The organism is Achromobacter sp. PD1, assembly GCF_048541815.1.
Taxonomy (GTDB): Bacteria; Pseudomonadota; Gammaproteobacteria; order Burkholderiales; family Burkholderiaceae_B; genus Achromobacter; species Achromobacter bronchisepticus_A.
Map to the genome: position 1 here is coordinate 2,883,088 of NZ_CP183349.1, position 11,842 is coordinate 2,894,929.

The 11,842-nt window shown below is 67.0% G+C and carries 15 protein-coding genes; 11 read left to right on the plus strand and 4 right to left on the minus strand.

Annotated features, from left to right (window positions below; all coding sequences use genetic code 11):
* Positions 1–139 precede the first annotated feature (139 nt).
* Positions 140–1,030, plus strand: coding sequence for a motility protein A (locus ACM1PE_RS13560; protein ID WP_059380121.1), 891 nt, complete (start codon positions 140–142; stop codon positions 1,028–1,030).
* The gene (locus ACM1PE_RS13565; RefSeq protein WP_419343571.1) at positions 1,027–1,992 is read left to right on the plus strand and encodes an OmpA/MotB family protein; all 966 of its coding nucleotides are present in this window, start codon (positions 1,027–1,029) and stop codon (positions 1,990–1,992) included. The genes ACM1PE_RS13560 and ACM1PE_RS13565 overlap by 4 nt, the downstream gene beginning before the upstream one ends.
* 46 nt (positions 1,993–2,038) lie before the next feature.
* On the opposite strand, the gene ACM1PE_RS13570 is transcribed toward ACM1PE_RS13565, so the two are convergent.
* A complete protein-coding gene (locus ACM1PE_RS13570) occupies positions 2,039–2,491 on the minus strand; it encodes an Lrp/AsnC family transcriptional regulator (protein ID WP_059380123.1) in 453 nt (150 codons plus the stop codon).
* Positions 2,492–2,591: 100 nt separating this feature from the next.
* Between ACM1PE_RS13570 and ACM1PE_RS13575 the strand changes: the two genes are divergently transcribed.
* Complete coding sequence (locus ACM1PE_RS13575) at positions 2,592–3,224, plus strand: LysE family translocator (RefSeq protein ID WP_306637270.1); 633 nt, start codon at positions 2,592–2,594, stop codon at positions 3,222–3,224.
* A gap of 17 nt (positions 3,225–3,241) precedes the next feature.
* Here the strand turns inward: ACM1PE_RS13575 and ACM1PE_RS13580 are convergent, their stop codons facing one another.
* On the minus strand, positions 3,242–4,978 hold the full coding sequence (locus ACM1PE_RS13580) for a SulP family inorganic anion transporter (protein WP_059380124.1): 1,737 nt from the start codon (positions 4,976–4,978) through the stop codon (positions 3,242–3,244).
* Between the two features lie 158 nt (positions 4,979–5,136).
* On the opposite strand from ACM1PE_RS13580, the gene ACM1PE_RS13585 reads away from it, so the two are divergent.
* Positions 5,137–5,565: an SgcJ/EcaC family oxidoreductase gene (locus ACM1PE_RS13585; protein WP_059380125.1), complete on the plus strand. Its 429-nt coding sequence runs from the start codon at positions 5,137–5,139 to the stop codon at positions 5,563–5,565.
* 115 nt (positions 5,566–5,680) lie between these two features.
* Positions 5,681–6,034 carry a YciI family protein gene (locus ACM1PE_RS13590; RefSeq protein ID WP_059380126.1) on the plus strand — a complete coding sequence of 118 codons (354 nt, stop codon included), beginning with the start codon at positions 5,681–5,683 and terminating at the stop codon, positions 6,032–6,034.
* 49 nt (positions 6,035–6,083) lie between these two features.
* Here ACM1PE_RS13590 and ACM1PE_RS13595 read toward each other — a convergent pair whose 3' ends face one another.
* The gene (locus tag ACM1PE_RS13595) at positions 6,084–6,236 is read right to left on the minus strand and encodes a hypothetical protein (protein WP_165867926.1); all 153 of its coding nucleotides are present in this window, start codon (positions 6,234–6,236) and stop codon (positions 6,084–6,086) included.
* Between the two features lie 202 nt (positions 6,237–6,438).
* On the opposite strand from ACM1PE_RS13595, the gene ACM1PE_RS13600 reads away from it, so the two are divergent.
* The 6 genes from ACM1PE_RS13600 (at position 6,439) to ACM1PE_RS13625 (ending at position 11,088) form a co-directional block, all read left to right on the plus strand.
* On the plus strand, positions 6,439–6,849 hold the full coding sequence (locus tag ACM1PE_RS13600) for a YciI family protein (RefSeq protein ID WP_059380127.1): 411 nt from the start codon (positions 6,439–6,441) through the stop codon (positions 6,847–6,849).
* Between the two features lie 37 nt (positions 6,850–6,886).
* Positions 6,887–7,426, plus strand: a complete 540-nt coding sequence (locus ACM1PE_RS13605) for an SRPBCC family protein (RefSeq protein WP_059380128.1) — start codon at positions 6,887–6,889, stop codon at positions 7,424–7,426.
* 18 nt (positions 7,427–7,444) lie between these two features.
* Positions 7,445–7,852 (plus strand): VOC family protein, encoded by a 408-nt coding sequence (locus ACM1PE_RS13610; RefSeq protein ID WP_059380129.1) that lies wholly within the window; start codon positions 7,445–7,447, stop codon positions 7,850–7,852.
* On the plus strand, positions 7,849–9,126 hold the full coding sequence (locus ACM1PE_RS13615; RefSeq protein WP_059380130.1) for an RNA polymerase sigma factor: 1,278 nt from the start codon (positions 7,849–7,851) through the stop codon (positions 9,124–9,126). The genes ACM1PE_RS13610 and ACM1PE_RS13615 overlap by 4 nt, the downstream gene beginning before the upstream one ends.
* Before the next feature lie 50 nt (positions 9,127–9,176).
* Complete coding sequence (locus tag ACM1PE_RS13620; RefSeq protein ID WP_419343573.1) at positions 9,177–10,046, plus strand: AraC family ligand binding domain-containing protein; 870 nt, start codon at positions 9,177–9,179, stop codon at positions 10,044–10,046.
* Positions 10,047–10,128: 82 nt separating this feature from the next.
* Positions 10,129–11,088 (plus strand): DMT family transporter, encoded by a 960-nt coding sequence (locus ACM1PE_RS13625; protein ID WP_059380131.1) that lies wholly within the window; start codon positions 10,129–10,131, stop codon positions 11,086–11,088.
* Between the two features lie 11 nt (positions 11,089–11,099).
* On the opposite strand, the gene ACM1PE_RS13630 is transcribed toward ACM1PE_RS13625, so the two are convergent.
* Positions 11,100–11,774 carry an HAD family hydrolase gene (locus ACM1PE_RS13630; RefSeq protein WP_059380132.1) on the minus strand — a complete coding sequence of 225 codons (675 nt, stop codon included), beginning with the start codon at positions 11,772–11,774 and terminating at the stop codon, positions 11,100–11,102.
* Positions 11,775–11,842 lie beyond the last annotated feature (68 nt).

Below are 11,842 nucleotides of genomic sequence, written 5' to 3' on the forward strand. Positions count from 1 at the left end.
CCGCCCGCCCGGTCCAAGCCGCCGCTTACCGCCCTTTTCGCCCCGTTTTCCGGCCGATTGACTCGGACCTGCCCTGGCTAGAATTCCCCGAAATCCGGCATTCCGCGTACGGGATGCCTATGTTTATCGGGCAAGATCCATGAATCCGTCTACCGTCATCGGCGCCGCCGTCGGCCTGCTTACCCTGGTTATCGTCGTGGCCCTGGCCGCCACCGACCCCGGCATGTACATCAACCTGCCAGGCCTGGCCATCGTGCTGGGCGGCACCGCGGCCGCCGTGTTCATCGCCTATCCGCTGCCGGAAGTGCTGCGCGTCTTCAAGCTGGTGCGCACCGTCTTTCGCAACGACCAGCACGACCAGCAGCGCGACATCGAGGAACTGGTGTCCATGGCCCAGCTGTGGATGAACACCGACGTCCGCAAGGTCGAGCAGGAACTCAAGAAGGTCAGCAACCCCTTCCTGCGCACCGGCGTGCAGCTGATCATCGACAACACACCCGAAGACCAGATCATCGAGCTGCTGCAATGGCGCGTGGCGCGGCTGCGCGCCCGCGAGCAGGCCGAGGCGCAGATGTTCCGCGTCATGGCCACCTTCGCCCCGGCCTTCGGCATGCTGGGCACGCTGGTGGGCCTGATCAACCTGATGTCGGTGCTGGGCGACGGCAGCATGCAGATGATCGGCCAGCAGCTGGCCATCGGCCTGATGACCACCTTCTACGGCATCCTGCTGGCCAACCTGGTCTGCAAGCCCATCGCGCTCAAGCTGGAACGCCGCACCGCAAGGCGCGTCGAATCCATGAACATGGTGCTGCAAGGCATCGCCATGATGTGCGAGAAGCGCGGCCCCGCGGTAGTGCGCGAAACCCTGAACTCCTTCGTCATGCACGTCGAGGACGAGATCTACGACGGCGGCGCGGACGCCAAGCCGCAGGCCGCGCAAGCCAAGGCGGAAGGTCAGATCAAACCCGCGGCCAAACCCGCCGCGGCCCAGCCCGTCTCCATCGCCCGTCCTGCCGCCGCGCGCCAATGAGCCTGATTTCCCCCACCCTGGCGCAGCGGATCGAGCAGGCCCGCCAGGCCCAGCTGCGCGCCGAGAAAGCGGCGGCCAACAGCGGCTGGCGTCCCAGCCAGAGCGACCGCAAGGACCGCTATGCCCGCTGGCACGTCGAGGAAACCGTCGAACAGGATTCCGAGAACTGGCTGCTCAGCTACCTGGACCTGATCACCCTGCTCCTGGCCATGCTGGTCGTGCTGCTGGCGCTCACGCGCCTGCATGGCGGCGCATTCGGCCAATCGGAACAGCCGGTGGAGCTGGTTGGCACGCTGGCGGCCAGCGGCCTGCCCACTTACGACGGCGAGTATTCCGAATTCGACGCCGTCCAGATTCCCGCAAGCTGGGCGCAGGCCGAGACGCCGGCGGCCGCCGCCGCGACCACGCCGGCGCAGCCGGCCCCGGAAGGCGAGATCGTCGCCGACGCCGCCCCGCCGCTGCGCGCGCCCTCCAAGGAATCACTGGGCCTGGGCGACCTGGGCAAATCGGTGGACGTGATCATCAACGAACAGTCGGTGAGCTTTCGCATCAGCAATGAACTGCTGTTTCCGTCCGGCCAGGCCACCCTCAGCCCCACCGGCCTGGACGTGATCAAGCGCCTGGCCGCCATCCTCAACAAGAACGAGTACCAGGTCTCGGTCGAGGGCCACAGCGACCCGGTGCCCATCCAGACCCGGCAATTCGCGTCCAACTGGGAACTGTCCAGCAGCCGCGCCACCAGCGTGCTGCGCGAACTGGTCCGCGACGGCGTATCGGCCCAGCGCCTGCGCGCCGTCGGCTACGCCGAGACCCGTCCCATCGAGTCCAACGACACCCCGGCGGGCCGCGCGGCCAACCGGCGCGTGGAACTCATCATGGACATTGCGCCCGCGCAAAAGGCGGCGCAGGGCGCGGCGCCTGGCGCCGCGGCGGCCGCTCCCGCCTCCGCCACAAAATCCTGATCCGGGTCCAGGCCGCGCAGCCGCGCGGCCTGTCTCTCCGTCCGCCTCAGAGCGGCACAGGCCGGTTCCTCAGCACGTTCTTCATCACCAGCGTCGACCTCAACCGCAGCACGCTGGGCAACGCCGACAGCACGCGGTCATAGAGCGCCTGGAACGCCGGCAAGTCCTGGGTGACGACGTGCAGCATGTAGTCCGGGTCGCCGAACAGCCGCTGCGCCTGCACCACCTCGGGAATATCGGCCAGGGCGGCCTCGAACGCCGACACCCGGTCGCTGCTGCCTTCGCGCATGGTGACGAAGACGATGGCCGAAAAGTTCAGCCCGACCGCGGCCAGATTGATGTTCGCGCCGTAGCCGCTGACGACGCCCGCCTCTTCCAGCGCCCGCAGCCGCCGATGACACGGAGACAGGCTCAAGCCGACCCGTTCCGCCAGGTCCGTGATGGAAATGCGGCCGTCTTCCTGTAGCTGCGCAAGAATTTTTCTATCTAGATCATCCATGAGGAAGATTCTACCCAGAACTTCAATTCTTGCGGTAGATGGAAGAAGCACTTCCCCCTGCTTCGCCGATAACATTCCCCGCCTGAGATTCATTTGGGGTATGCAGTTGGAAACCGGCAATCTGGTGGCGTTTTGGCTTGTTTCGCTTTCTTTGGTTGTCGTCCCGGGCGCGGATTGGGCCTATGCCATATCCGCCGGCTTGCGGGACAAGGCCGTCCTTCCCGCCGTGGCGGGGATGTTGACCGGCTATCTGATGATCACCATGGTGGTCGCGGCGGGCATAGGCGCCCTGGTGGCGAGCGAACCCGCGATCCTCACCGTCCTGACCCTGGTCGGCGCGGCGTATTTGCTTTGGCTGGGGGCCAACGTGCTGGCGCATCCTGCCGAGCCCAAGGCGGGCGATGCGCAGGCCGCGGGGCATTGGCTGGGCTGGGCCGCAAGAGGTTTCGCCGTCAGCGGCGTGAATCCCAAGGCCATCCTGCTGTTCCTGGCCCTGCTGCCGCAATTCACCAGCCGCGACGGCGCCTGGCCGATATCCACGCAGATCACGGCGTTGGGGATCCTGCAGATCCTCAATTGCGCCGTCATCTATACCCTGGTGGGCCTGGGGTCGAAGGCGGTACTGCAATCGCGCCCGGTCGCCGCGCGCAGGGTCAGCCAGTTCTCGGGCCTGGCCATGATCGTCATTGCGCTGATCCTGTTCGGCGAACAGGTCGCGGTGTTGATGGCCTGACCCAAGCGAGGCGGGCCTTAATCTCCGGGATGCCTGCCGCCCGCGCTTTCCAGGTAGCTGTCCACCGCGCTCCCCACCGTGGGATGGAAACGGTCGTCGCCGAACACCTCCGTCAGTTCGAAGCGCTTGAGCTTGTCGCGTACGGGATCCTTCATTTCCGCAAAATGCAGCGCCGCGCCTTGCTGGGCCAGGCTGCGGCTTAGTTCACGCAGCATGTCCGCCGACGTGACGTCTACGCTGGTGACCGGCTCTGCAGCCACCACCACCCAGCGCACCGGCGTGGGCGAGGCCTCCACGGCTTCCATCAGGCGCTGCTGGAAGAGTTCGGCATTGGCGAAGAATAGCGGCGCATCCCAGCGGAACAGCACCAGGCCGTCGATCAGCGCGGCATTGGGATAGCGCTTCATGTCATGGTAGCCGCGCAGGTTGGGCACGCGGCCGAGCACCGCGAAGTGCGGCCGCCAGCCGTCCCACAGGAATTCGATCACGGCGATGACCACGGCCAGGCAGATGCCCGGAATGGCGCCGAACACGGCCACGCCCGCAAAGCACGCCATCGACAGCCAGAATTCCCATTGCTGGATGCGGTAAATGCGGCGCAGGTCCTTGAATTCAAAGAGGCCGATGGCCGCCGCGATCACCACGGCCGCCAGCGCGCTGTTGGGCAGATAGCGCAGCAGATTGGGCGCCGCGACCAGCAGTACCGCGACTGCTATCGCCCCCACCACGCCTGTCAGCTGCGTGCGCGAACCCGCCGCCTCGGCCACCGGCGTGCGCGAAGCGCTGCTGCTGATCGGAAAGCCCTGGAAGAAGCCCGCCGCCAGGTTGGCCACGCCCAGGCCCACCATTTCCTGGTTCGGATCGACCCGGGTGTTGGTGCGCGCGGCATAGGTGCGCGACAGCACGCTGGTGTCCGCGAAGGCGATCAGCGCCACCGCGCAACCGCCCAGCGCGATCTTGATCAGGTCCGCATGGCTGAGCCAGGGCAAGACGAACTTGGGCAGACCTTGCGGGATTTCGCCCAGCACCTTCACGCCTTGCGAGTCCAGGTGGAACAGGCTGACGGCCAGCGTCGCCAGGATCACGGCGATCAGGATGCCCGGCACGCGATCGTAGCGCTTGAGCAGCAGGATCAGCGCCAGGGTCGCCGCTCCCACGGCGAAGGTAAACCAGTTGGCCTCGCCCATGAATACCGCCCGCCCCAGCCGCCACAATTCGGTCAAGGGGCCGGCATCGTCTATCGATACCGCGAACAGCTTGGGCAACTGGCTGACCAGCACCGTCAGCGCGATGCCGTTCATGTAGCCGTAGCGGATCGGCTTGGATAGCAGTTCGGTGATGAAGCCCAGCCGCAGCAGGCCCATCACGATGCAGAACACCCCGGCGACCAGGGCCATCAGGCTGGCCGCGGCCACCGCACGCATGGGGTCGCCTTCGGAAACGCTGAGCACCACCGCCAGGATGGGCGCGGCCAGGGCGGAGTCCGGACCCAGCACCAGGATACGGCTGGGGCCGAACAGCGCATAGGCCAATAGTGGAATGATGGTGGCATAAAGGCCGTAGACGCCTGGGACGCCGGACGCTTCGGCATAGGCGATGCCGACCGGTACCAGCATGGCCGTCAGCACCAGGCCGGCGGCCAGGTCCTTGGGCAGCCAGGCGGCCTGGTATGACCTGAGCACCGCCAGCCCGGGCAGCCAGCGCAGCCAGCCGGCGGCGGACACATCCTTGGAGGCGGGAGTATGGGATGCCATGGGACCTTCGCAATGTGAGCAGGCGCCGGCAGCGCGTATCAGGCTGCAAATCCGGTGGCGCCGATTCCATAGTCTGACGCATTATTCATGCTTGCGGCTATGCATGACGGCGCGAGGCACGGCGTCCTCTCTTTATACAGACACTGGCGACAACCCACATGACACAGATGCGGAATCCCGAGGACATTCCAGGCGCGTTCCAGGCGGCCTGGAACGACCACGACATGCAGGCGCTGGGCGCGCTGTTCCATGAGGACGCGACGTTTGTGAACCGGTTCGGCCACTATGTGCGAGGCGTCGAGGAAATCGTCAAGATGCATGCCCCCATCCACGCCACCATCTATAGCGATTCCACGCTGGCGAACGAACTCGTCGACGTGACGCCGGTAGGCGGCGATGCGGCGATCGTGCACTTCTGGAGCCGCCTCTCGGCCGGCGCTGCCCATCCGGCGGGCGTGCATGCCGTCGACACGATGATTCTTGCCGTGCTGACGCGGCAGGCCGGCGCCTGGCGCATCCAGGCGCTGGAGAACGTCACGCTGGTGAATCCCCGCACGGGAGCGGCAGTGCTGCGGGACGATGGATAAGCCCCGTCTACCTCTGCTTACAAAGAACGCTGGGGCGTGTATTGCAAGATGGCACCGGCGCAACAAATAGCGGTAATCTGGCGAACCTTATCGGCAGTCCGTACTGGAAGATCCCATGTCCTATCTGCTTTTCATCGTCGAACCGGTGGGCCAGCGCGCCCAGCGCACGCCCGAAGAGGGCCGCGAAGCCTATGCGCAAATGCTGCGCTATGCGGAAGACCTGAGTTCGCGCGGCCTGTTGGCGCGCGCGGAATCCTTGAAGTCCGAGTCGGAAGCCGTGCGCCTGCGCATCCGCGACGGCGAACGTTCCCTGGTGGATGGCCCCTATGCCGAGGCCAAGGAAATGATAGGCGGCTTCTTCCTGCTGAACTGCGATAGCCGGGAAGAAGCGCTGGCGCTGGCGGCCGAGTGCCCGGCCGCGCAATGGGCCACGGTGGAGGTCCGCGAACTGGGCCCGTGCTTCATGTAGGCACAGGGCCCATGCTGGACCGGCGGCTGGCGCGCGCCAGCCGCACGATTCAACAGTTCCCTTTCTTGGCCTGGCCCGGCGGACAGAAACCGCCACGGCCGCCGCCGTCGTGGGGATCGACGATGACCGCGCCGCTCGGGGTATAGACGGCACAGCCCGTCAGCAAGGAAGCCAGCAAGGCAAGACTGCACAGGATCTTCATATCGGTGTTCAAAGTTGTGGACGCTGCGAGTGTATGGAGGCGCGCTGCAACCAGGGCTGTACCTTTGTAACCGTGTGCGGACCCATTTTCCTGGTACTTACCCTAGGTTCATCATTTTTCTGTCGATTTCGCGTCTTGCCGTTCGTCGTGCCAGTACAAGCCCCCCTTCGGGCCTTGTTTACCGAATCCAGGAGTCACAGGAATGCGATACATGATCATCGTCCGCGCCACGGCGGACAGTGAAGCCGGCGTGATGCCGCAGGAAAGCCTGCTGGGCGCCATGGCGTCCTATCACGAGGCGCTGGCCAAGGCTGGCGTGCTGTTGGACGCCAATGGCTTGCACCCCTCCTCCAAGGGCTGGCGAGTGCAGTACGACAAGGATCAGCGCACGGTGGTCGACGGCCCGTTCGCCGAGACCAAGGAGTTGATCGCCGGCTACACCATGATCCAGGTGCGCTCGCGCGAGGAAGCCATGCAATGGGCGCTGCGCTTTCCCCAGCCTTTCCCCGGCCAGTCCTGCGCCGTCGAAGTGCGCCAGGTCTTCGAGCTGGACGACTTCGGCCCCAGCGAGGGCGTCGAACGCTTCCGGCAGATACCCGGCAACGGCCAATGAGCACGCTCGCCGCCTTCACCATCAACGGACCTGATTCATGCTGAAAACCTTGTTGCTCATCGTCCTGGCCGCCATCGCGCTGGTGCTGGCCTACGCGGCCACGCGCCCGGACACCTTCCGCGTCGAACGCAGCGCGCGCATCCAGGCGCCGCCGGCGCGCGTGTTCCCGCTGATCAATGACCTGCACGCGTTCAACACCTGGAATCCCTACGAAAAGAAAGATCCGGCGATCAAGGGCACCTATGGCGCCGTGACGGCGGGCCCGGGCGCAACCTACGCCTGGGAAAGCAAGGAAGTGGGCGTGGGTGAAATGCAGATCGAAACGGCAGTGCCGGATTCCTCCGTGGCCTTGCGGCTGACCTTCGTGAAGCCCTTCTCCGCCGTCAACCAGGTCAACTTCACCCTGACGCCGGCCGGCGACGGCACACAAGTCACCTGGGCCATGGAAGGCCGGCTGAACTACGTCGCCAAACTGATGCATCTCTTTTTCAACATGGACAGCATGGTCGGGAAGGACTTCGAAGACGGGCTGGCCAACCTCAAGACCCTGGCAGAAAGGCGCCAGGACTCACACTAAAAAGGAAGCGGGAACATCATGCACAACCAGATCTTCGTCAATCTCCCCATCAACGACATGCAGAAATCGCAGGCTTTCTTCAAGAGCCTGGGCTTCAGCTTCAATCCGCAGTTCACCAACGACCAGGGCGCCTGCATGGTCGTGAGCGACAGCATCTACGTCATGCTGCTTGTGAAGGACTTTTTCCAGACCTTCACCGGCAAGCCGGTGGCCGACGCCACCAAGACCACCGAGGTGCTGATCGCGCTGTCCTGCGACAGCCGCGCCGAAGTTGACGAACAGGTGAAGCGCGCGCTCGCCGCCGGTGGCACCGCTCCGCGCCAGCCGCAGGATCACGGCTTCATGTACGCCCATGGCTTCGAGGACCTGGACGGCCATGTATGGGAGCTGATTTACATGGTCCCCGGCGAAGTGCCCAACGCATGACGCGGGAGGCCGTGCATCGCGCCATCGAGGCGGTCTGGCGGATCGAGTCCGCCAGCGTCATCGCCGGCGTCGCGCGCTTGGTGCGCGACGTCGGACTGGCTGAAGAGCTGGCGCAGGATGCCTTGGTCGCCGCCCTGGAACGCTGGCCCGAAACCGGCGTGCCGGACAACCCGGGAGCGTGGCTGATGACTACCGCCAAGAATCGCGCGCGCGACCGCCTGCGGCTGGACGCGCTGCATACGCGCAAGCACGAGCAGATCGGGCACGAGCTGGAGGCCCTGCAGGCCGACGTCGAACCTGATTTCGTCGACGCGCTGGACGCCGCGCGCCAGGACGACATCGGCGACGACCTGCTGCGGCTGGTGTTCACCGCCTGCCATCCGCTGCTGTCCACCGAGGCGCGCGTGGCGCTCACCCTGCGCCTCTTGGGCGGGCTGACCACGGCCGAGATCGCGCGCGCCTTCCTGGCATCCGAATCCACCATCGCGCAGCGCATCGTGCGCGCCAAACGCAGCCTGTCCGCGGCCAACGTGCCGTTTGAAGTCCCGCGGGCCGAGGAGCGCGCGCCGCGCCTGGCGTCGGTGCTGGAAGTCATCTACCTGATATTCAACGAGGGCTATTCGGCCACTTCGGGCGATGACTGGATGCGCCCGGCGCTGTGCGACGAAGCGCTGCGCCTGGGCCGCATCCTGACCCAGCTGGCGCCGGGCGAAAGCGAAGTCCATGGACTGGCGGCGCTGATGGAATTGCAGGCCTCTCGCCTGCATGCCCGCACCGACGCGCAAGGCCGCCCCGTCCTGCTGATGGAGCAGGACCGCGGCCGCTGGGATCCCTTGCTGATCCGCCGCGGGCTGGCGGCGTTGGCGCTGTCGGACAGCCTGGGCGCGCCGCGCGGCCCTTATGCCTTGCAGGCCGAGCTGGCCGCCTGCCATGCTCGCGCGCGTACGCCCGAGGACACCGACTGGCCGCGCATCGTGGCCTTGTACGACGCGCTGGCGCAAGCCATGCCCTCGCCGGTGGTGGAGCTGAACCGCGCCGTGGCCGTGGGCATGGCGTTCGGCCCCCAGGCCGGGCTGGACCTGGCCGACCATTTGGCCGAGGAGCCCGCCCTGGCCAATTACCATTGGCTGCCCAGCGTGCGCGCGGACCTGCTGGCCAAGCTGGGGCGTCGCGCCGAAGCGCGCGCCGAGTTCGAACGCGCGGCCGGCATGACGCGCAATGCGCGCGAGCGGGAACTGCTGCTGGCGCGGGCGCGCGACATGTCCGACTCCTAGGCGCGCCGGTCCGGGCGCCGCGGACCCGGCCGGCATGCTTAAATCCCTCCATGCGCCCCGCCGATCATGTCCCGTCCGACCTGGCCGCGCCCGTCATGCCGGGCGTGCCGCAGGCGTTCGAGCATCCCGGCGACCGCGCCGAGTTCCGGCAGGCGGCGCACCTGCCCGGCGTGGAGCTGTACCGCGCGCACATCATCCGCTACGCCTTCGAACCTCACACCCATGAAGCCTACGGGCTGGGCGCGATCGAGTCCGGCGTCGAGCGCTTCCGTTACCGCGGCGCGGAGCATCTGGCGCCCTCGGGCTCGGTGGTGCTGATGAACCCCGATGAATTGCACACCGGCCGCGCCGAAACCGAGGGTGGCTGGCGCTACCGCATGGTCTACCTGGACCCGGACGTGGTGGCCCGCGTCACCGGCGAAAGCGGCTGGTGGTTCGATACGGCCGTCGGCCATGACCCGGCCGGCGCGCAGCGCGTCACCGCGCTGCTGGACACCTTGTGGCAGGCGCGCGAACCGCTGGCTTTCGATAGCGCCTTGTACGCGCTGCTGGCCGAATTCCGCCGCCACGCGCGCGTGCCGCGGGCGGCCCGTGACGAAGGCGCGCCGCGCTTCGCGCCCGTCATCGACTACCTGCGCGCCAATCTGGCCCACCGCCTGACGCTGGATGAACTCGCGGCCGTGGCCGGGCTCAGCTCTTTTCATTTTCTGCGCAGCTTCCAGGCGCAGTACCACGCCACGCCGCAGCAGATGCTGATGGCGCTGCGGCTGTTCGAGGCCAAGCGCCGGCTGGCCGCCGGCGAATCGCCGGCCCAGGTGGCGCTGGCCTCGGGGCTGACCGATCAGGCCCACCTGACCCGCGCCTTCTCGCGCCGCTACGGCGTCACACCCGCCCGTTATCAGAAGCAAGTCCGCGCCTGAACTCCGCACCGCAATCTGGTACAAGACGCGCCGCCCGGCCGCTGGCTAGACTGCCGCCATTCGTGACCTGGAGCGACGTCGTATGTGGGCTGGAACCCTTTATGCCCTGGCCGCCGGCCTGATGTGGGGGCTGGTGTTCGTTGGCCCCCTGTTGCTGCCGGAATACCCTGCCGCGCTGCAATCCGTGGCGCGCTACCTGGCGTTCGGCCTGATCGCCCTGCCGCTGGCCTGGCTGGACCGCCGCGGCCTGCGCCAGTTGCAGCGCGCCGACTGGATCGAGGCGCTGAAGCTCGCCGCCATCGGCAACCTGCTCTATTACCTGTGCCTGGCCAGCGCCATCCAGCGCGCGGGCGGCCCCTTGCCCACCATGATCATCGGTACGCTGCCGGTGGTCATCGCCATCAGCGCCAACCTGCGCAACGCGCGCCGCGACGGCCGGCTGCCCTGGAAGCGGCTGGCGCCCGCGCTGGCCTTGATCGCGCTGGGCATTGCCTGCGTCAATCAGGTCGAATTGCAGGCCTTGCGCCAGGATGCCGACGCCGACATGTCGCGCTACGCCATCGGCGCGCTGCTGGCGCTGGGCGCGGTGGCCTGCTGGACCTGGTATCCGCTGCGCAACGCGGACTGGCTGCGCGCTCATCCCGACCGCAGCCCGCGCACCTGGGCCACCGCCCAGGGTGTGGCGACGTTGCCGCTGGCGCTGGCGGGCTATGCGGTCCTATGGGCAGGCATGGCGGTGTCCGGCAGCGCCTTTCCCATGCCAGCCGGCCCCAGGCCCGAGGTCTTCCTGGCCTTGATGGCCATCATCGGCCTGTTCGCGTCCTGGCTGGGTACCTTGTGCTGGAACGAAGCCAGCCAGCGCCTGCCCACCGCGCTGGCGGGGCAATTGATCGTGTTCGAAACGTTGGCGGCGCTGGCCTATGCCTACATCCTGCGCGGACAGATGCCCCAGCCGCTGACGCTGATCGGCATCGCCTGCCTGATGGTGGGCGTGCTGCGCGCCGTGCGGGTCAAGCCGGAGCCCGTGCCTGCGGCGGCATAGGCGCGCGCACCCTAGTCCAACAGCAATTCCGGCAAGCGCCGCAGATCGTCGATGACGTCCGATGCGCCTTCGTCCAGCAAGCGCTGGCGCTGGTCCGGCCCGTTATGCGTAGCGCCCACGTAGCCGATGGCGCGCATGCGCGCGGCGCGGGCGGCGCGCACGCCGGGGACGCTGTCCTCCACCACCACGCAATCCAGGATTGCCGTGCGCATCTGCCGGGCGGCAAAGAGAAACACGTCCGGCGCCGGCTTGCCGTGCGCGACCTGCGCGGTGCTGAATATATTGGGCGTGAACTCGTCCCAAAGACCCACCAGCTTCAGGGCCGCCTCCAGCTTGGGCGGCGTGCTGCTGGAGGCCACGCAGACCTGCAGGCTGCGCTCGCGCAGCATGCGAACCGTCTGCAGCGCGCCGGGCAGCGCGCGCAATTCCTGGCGGAAGATGGCTTCCAGCCCGTCCGCGTATTCGCGCGCAAAGCCTTCGGGCAAGCTGCGGGCGTTTTCCTGTTGCAGGGTCCGCCACATGTCCGCATCGGGAATGCCGGCGAAGCGGCGCGCGGCGTCCTCGGGCGTGATGGCGATGCCATGCTCGGCCAGCGCCCGCGATTGGGCGCGCGCCGCGATGATCTCGCTATCGATCAGGACGCCGTCGCAGTCGAAGATGACCAGGCTGGGGGCAGGCGTATGCATGGTGGCTCCATTTCAGGACAAGTTCCCATGATATGCCTGGCTCGTGACACCACCGCGCGATCCGCGCC

Bases quoted from the DNA above. Each gene is read 5' to 3' on its own strand.
- ACM1PE_RS13560 (WP_059380121.1), top strand. From the start codon at position 140: ATGAATCCGTCTACCGTCATCGGCGCCGCCGTCGGCCTGCTTACCCTG.
- ACM1PE_RS13565 (WP_419343571.1), top strand. From the start codon at position 1,027: ATGAGCCTGATTTCCCCCACCCTGGCGCAGCGGATCGAGCAGGCCCGC.
- ACM1PE_RS13570 (WP_059380123.1), bottom strand. From the start codon at position 2,491: ATGGATGATCTAGATAGAAAAATTCTTGCGCAGCTACAGGAAGACGGC.
- ACM1PE_RS13575 (WP_306637270.1), top strand. From the start codon at position 2,592: ATGCAGTTGGAAACCGGCAATCTGGTGGCGTTTTGGCTTGTTTCGCTT.
- ACM1PE_RS13580 (WP_059380124.1), bottom strand. From the start codon at position 4,978: ATGGCATCCCATACTCCCGCCTCCAAGGATGTGTCCGCCGCCGGCTGG.
- ACM1PE_RS13585 (WP_059380125.1), top strand. From the start codon at position 5,137: ATGACACAGATGCGGAATCCCGAGGACATTCCAGGCGCGTTCCAGGCG.
- ACM1PE_RS13590 (WP_059380126.1), top strand. From the start codon at position 5,681: ATGTCCTATCTGCTTTTCATCGTCGAACCGGTGGGCCAGCGCGCCCAG.
- ACM1PE_RS13595 (WP_165867926.1), bottom strand. From the start codon at position 6,236: ATGAAGATCCTGTGCAGTCTTGCCTTGCTGGCTTCCTTGCTGACGGGC.
- ACM1PE_RS13600 (WP_059380127.1), top strand. From the start codon at position 6,439: ATGCGATACATGATCATCGTCCGCGCCACGGCGGACAGTGAAGCCGGC.
- ACM1PE_RS13605 (WP_059380128.1), top strand. From the start codon at position 6,887: ATGCTGAAAACCTTGTTGCTCATCGTCCTGGCCGCCATCGCGCTGGTG.
- ACM1PE_RS13610 (WP_059380129.1), top strand. From the start codon at position 7,445: ATGCACAACCAGATCTTCGTCAATCTCCCCATCAACGACATGCAGAAA.
- ACM1PE_RS13615 (WP_059380130.1), top strand. From the start codon at position 7,849: ATGACGCGGGAGGCCGTGCATCGCGCCATCGAGGCGGTCTGGCGGATC.
- ACM1PE_RS13620 (WP_419343573.1), top strand. From the start codon at position 9,177: ATGCGCCCCGCCGATCATGTCCCGTCCGACCTGGCCGCGCCCGTCATG.
- ACM1PE_RS13625 (WP_059380131.1), top strand. From the start codon at position 10,129: ATGTGGGCTGGAACCCTTTATGCCCTGGCCGCCGGCCTGATGTGGGGG.
- ACM1PE_RS13630 (WP_059380132.1), bottom strand. From the start codon at position 11,774: ATGCATACGCCTGCCCCCAGCCTGGTCATCTTCGACTGCGACGGCGTC.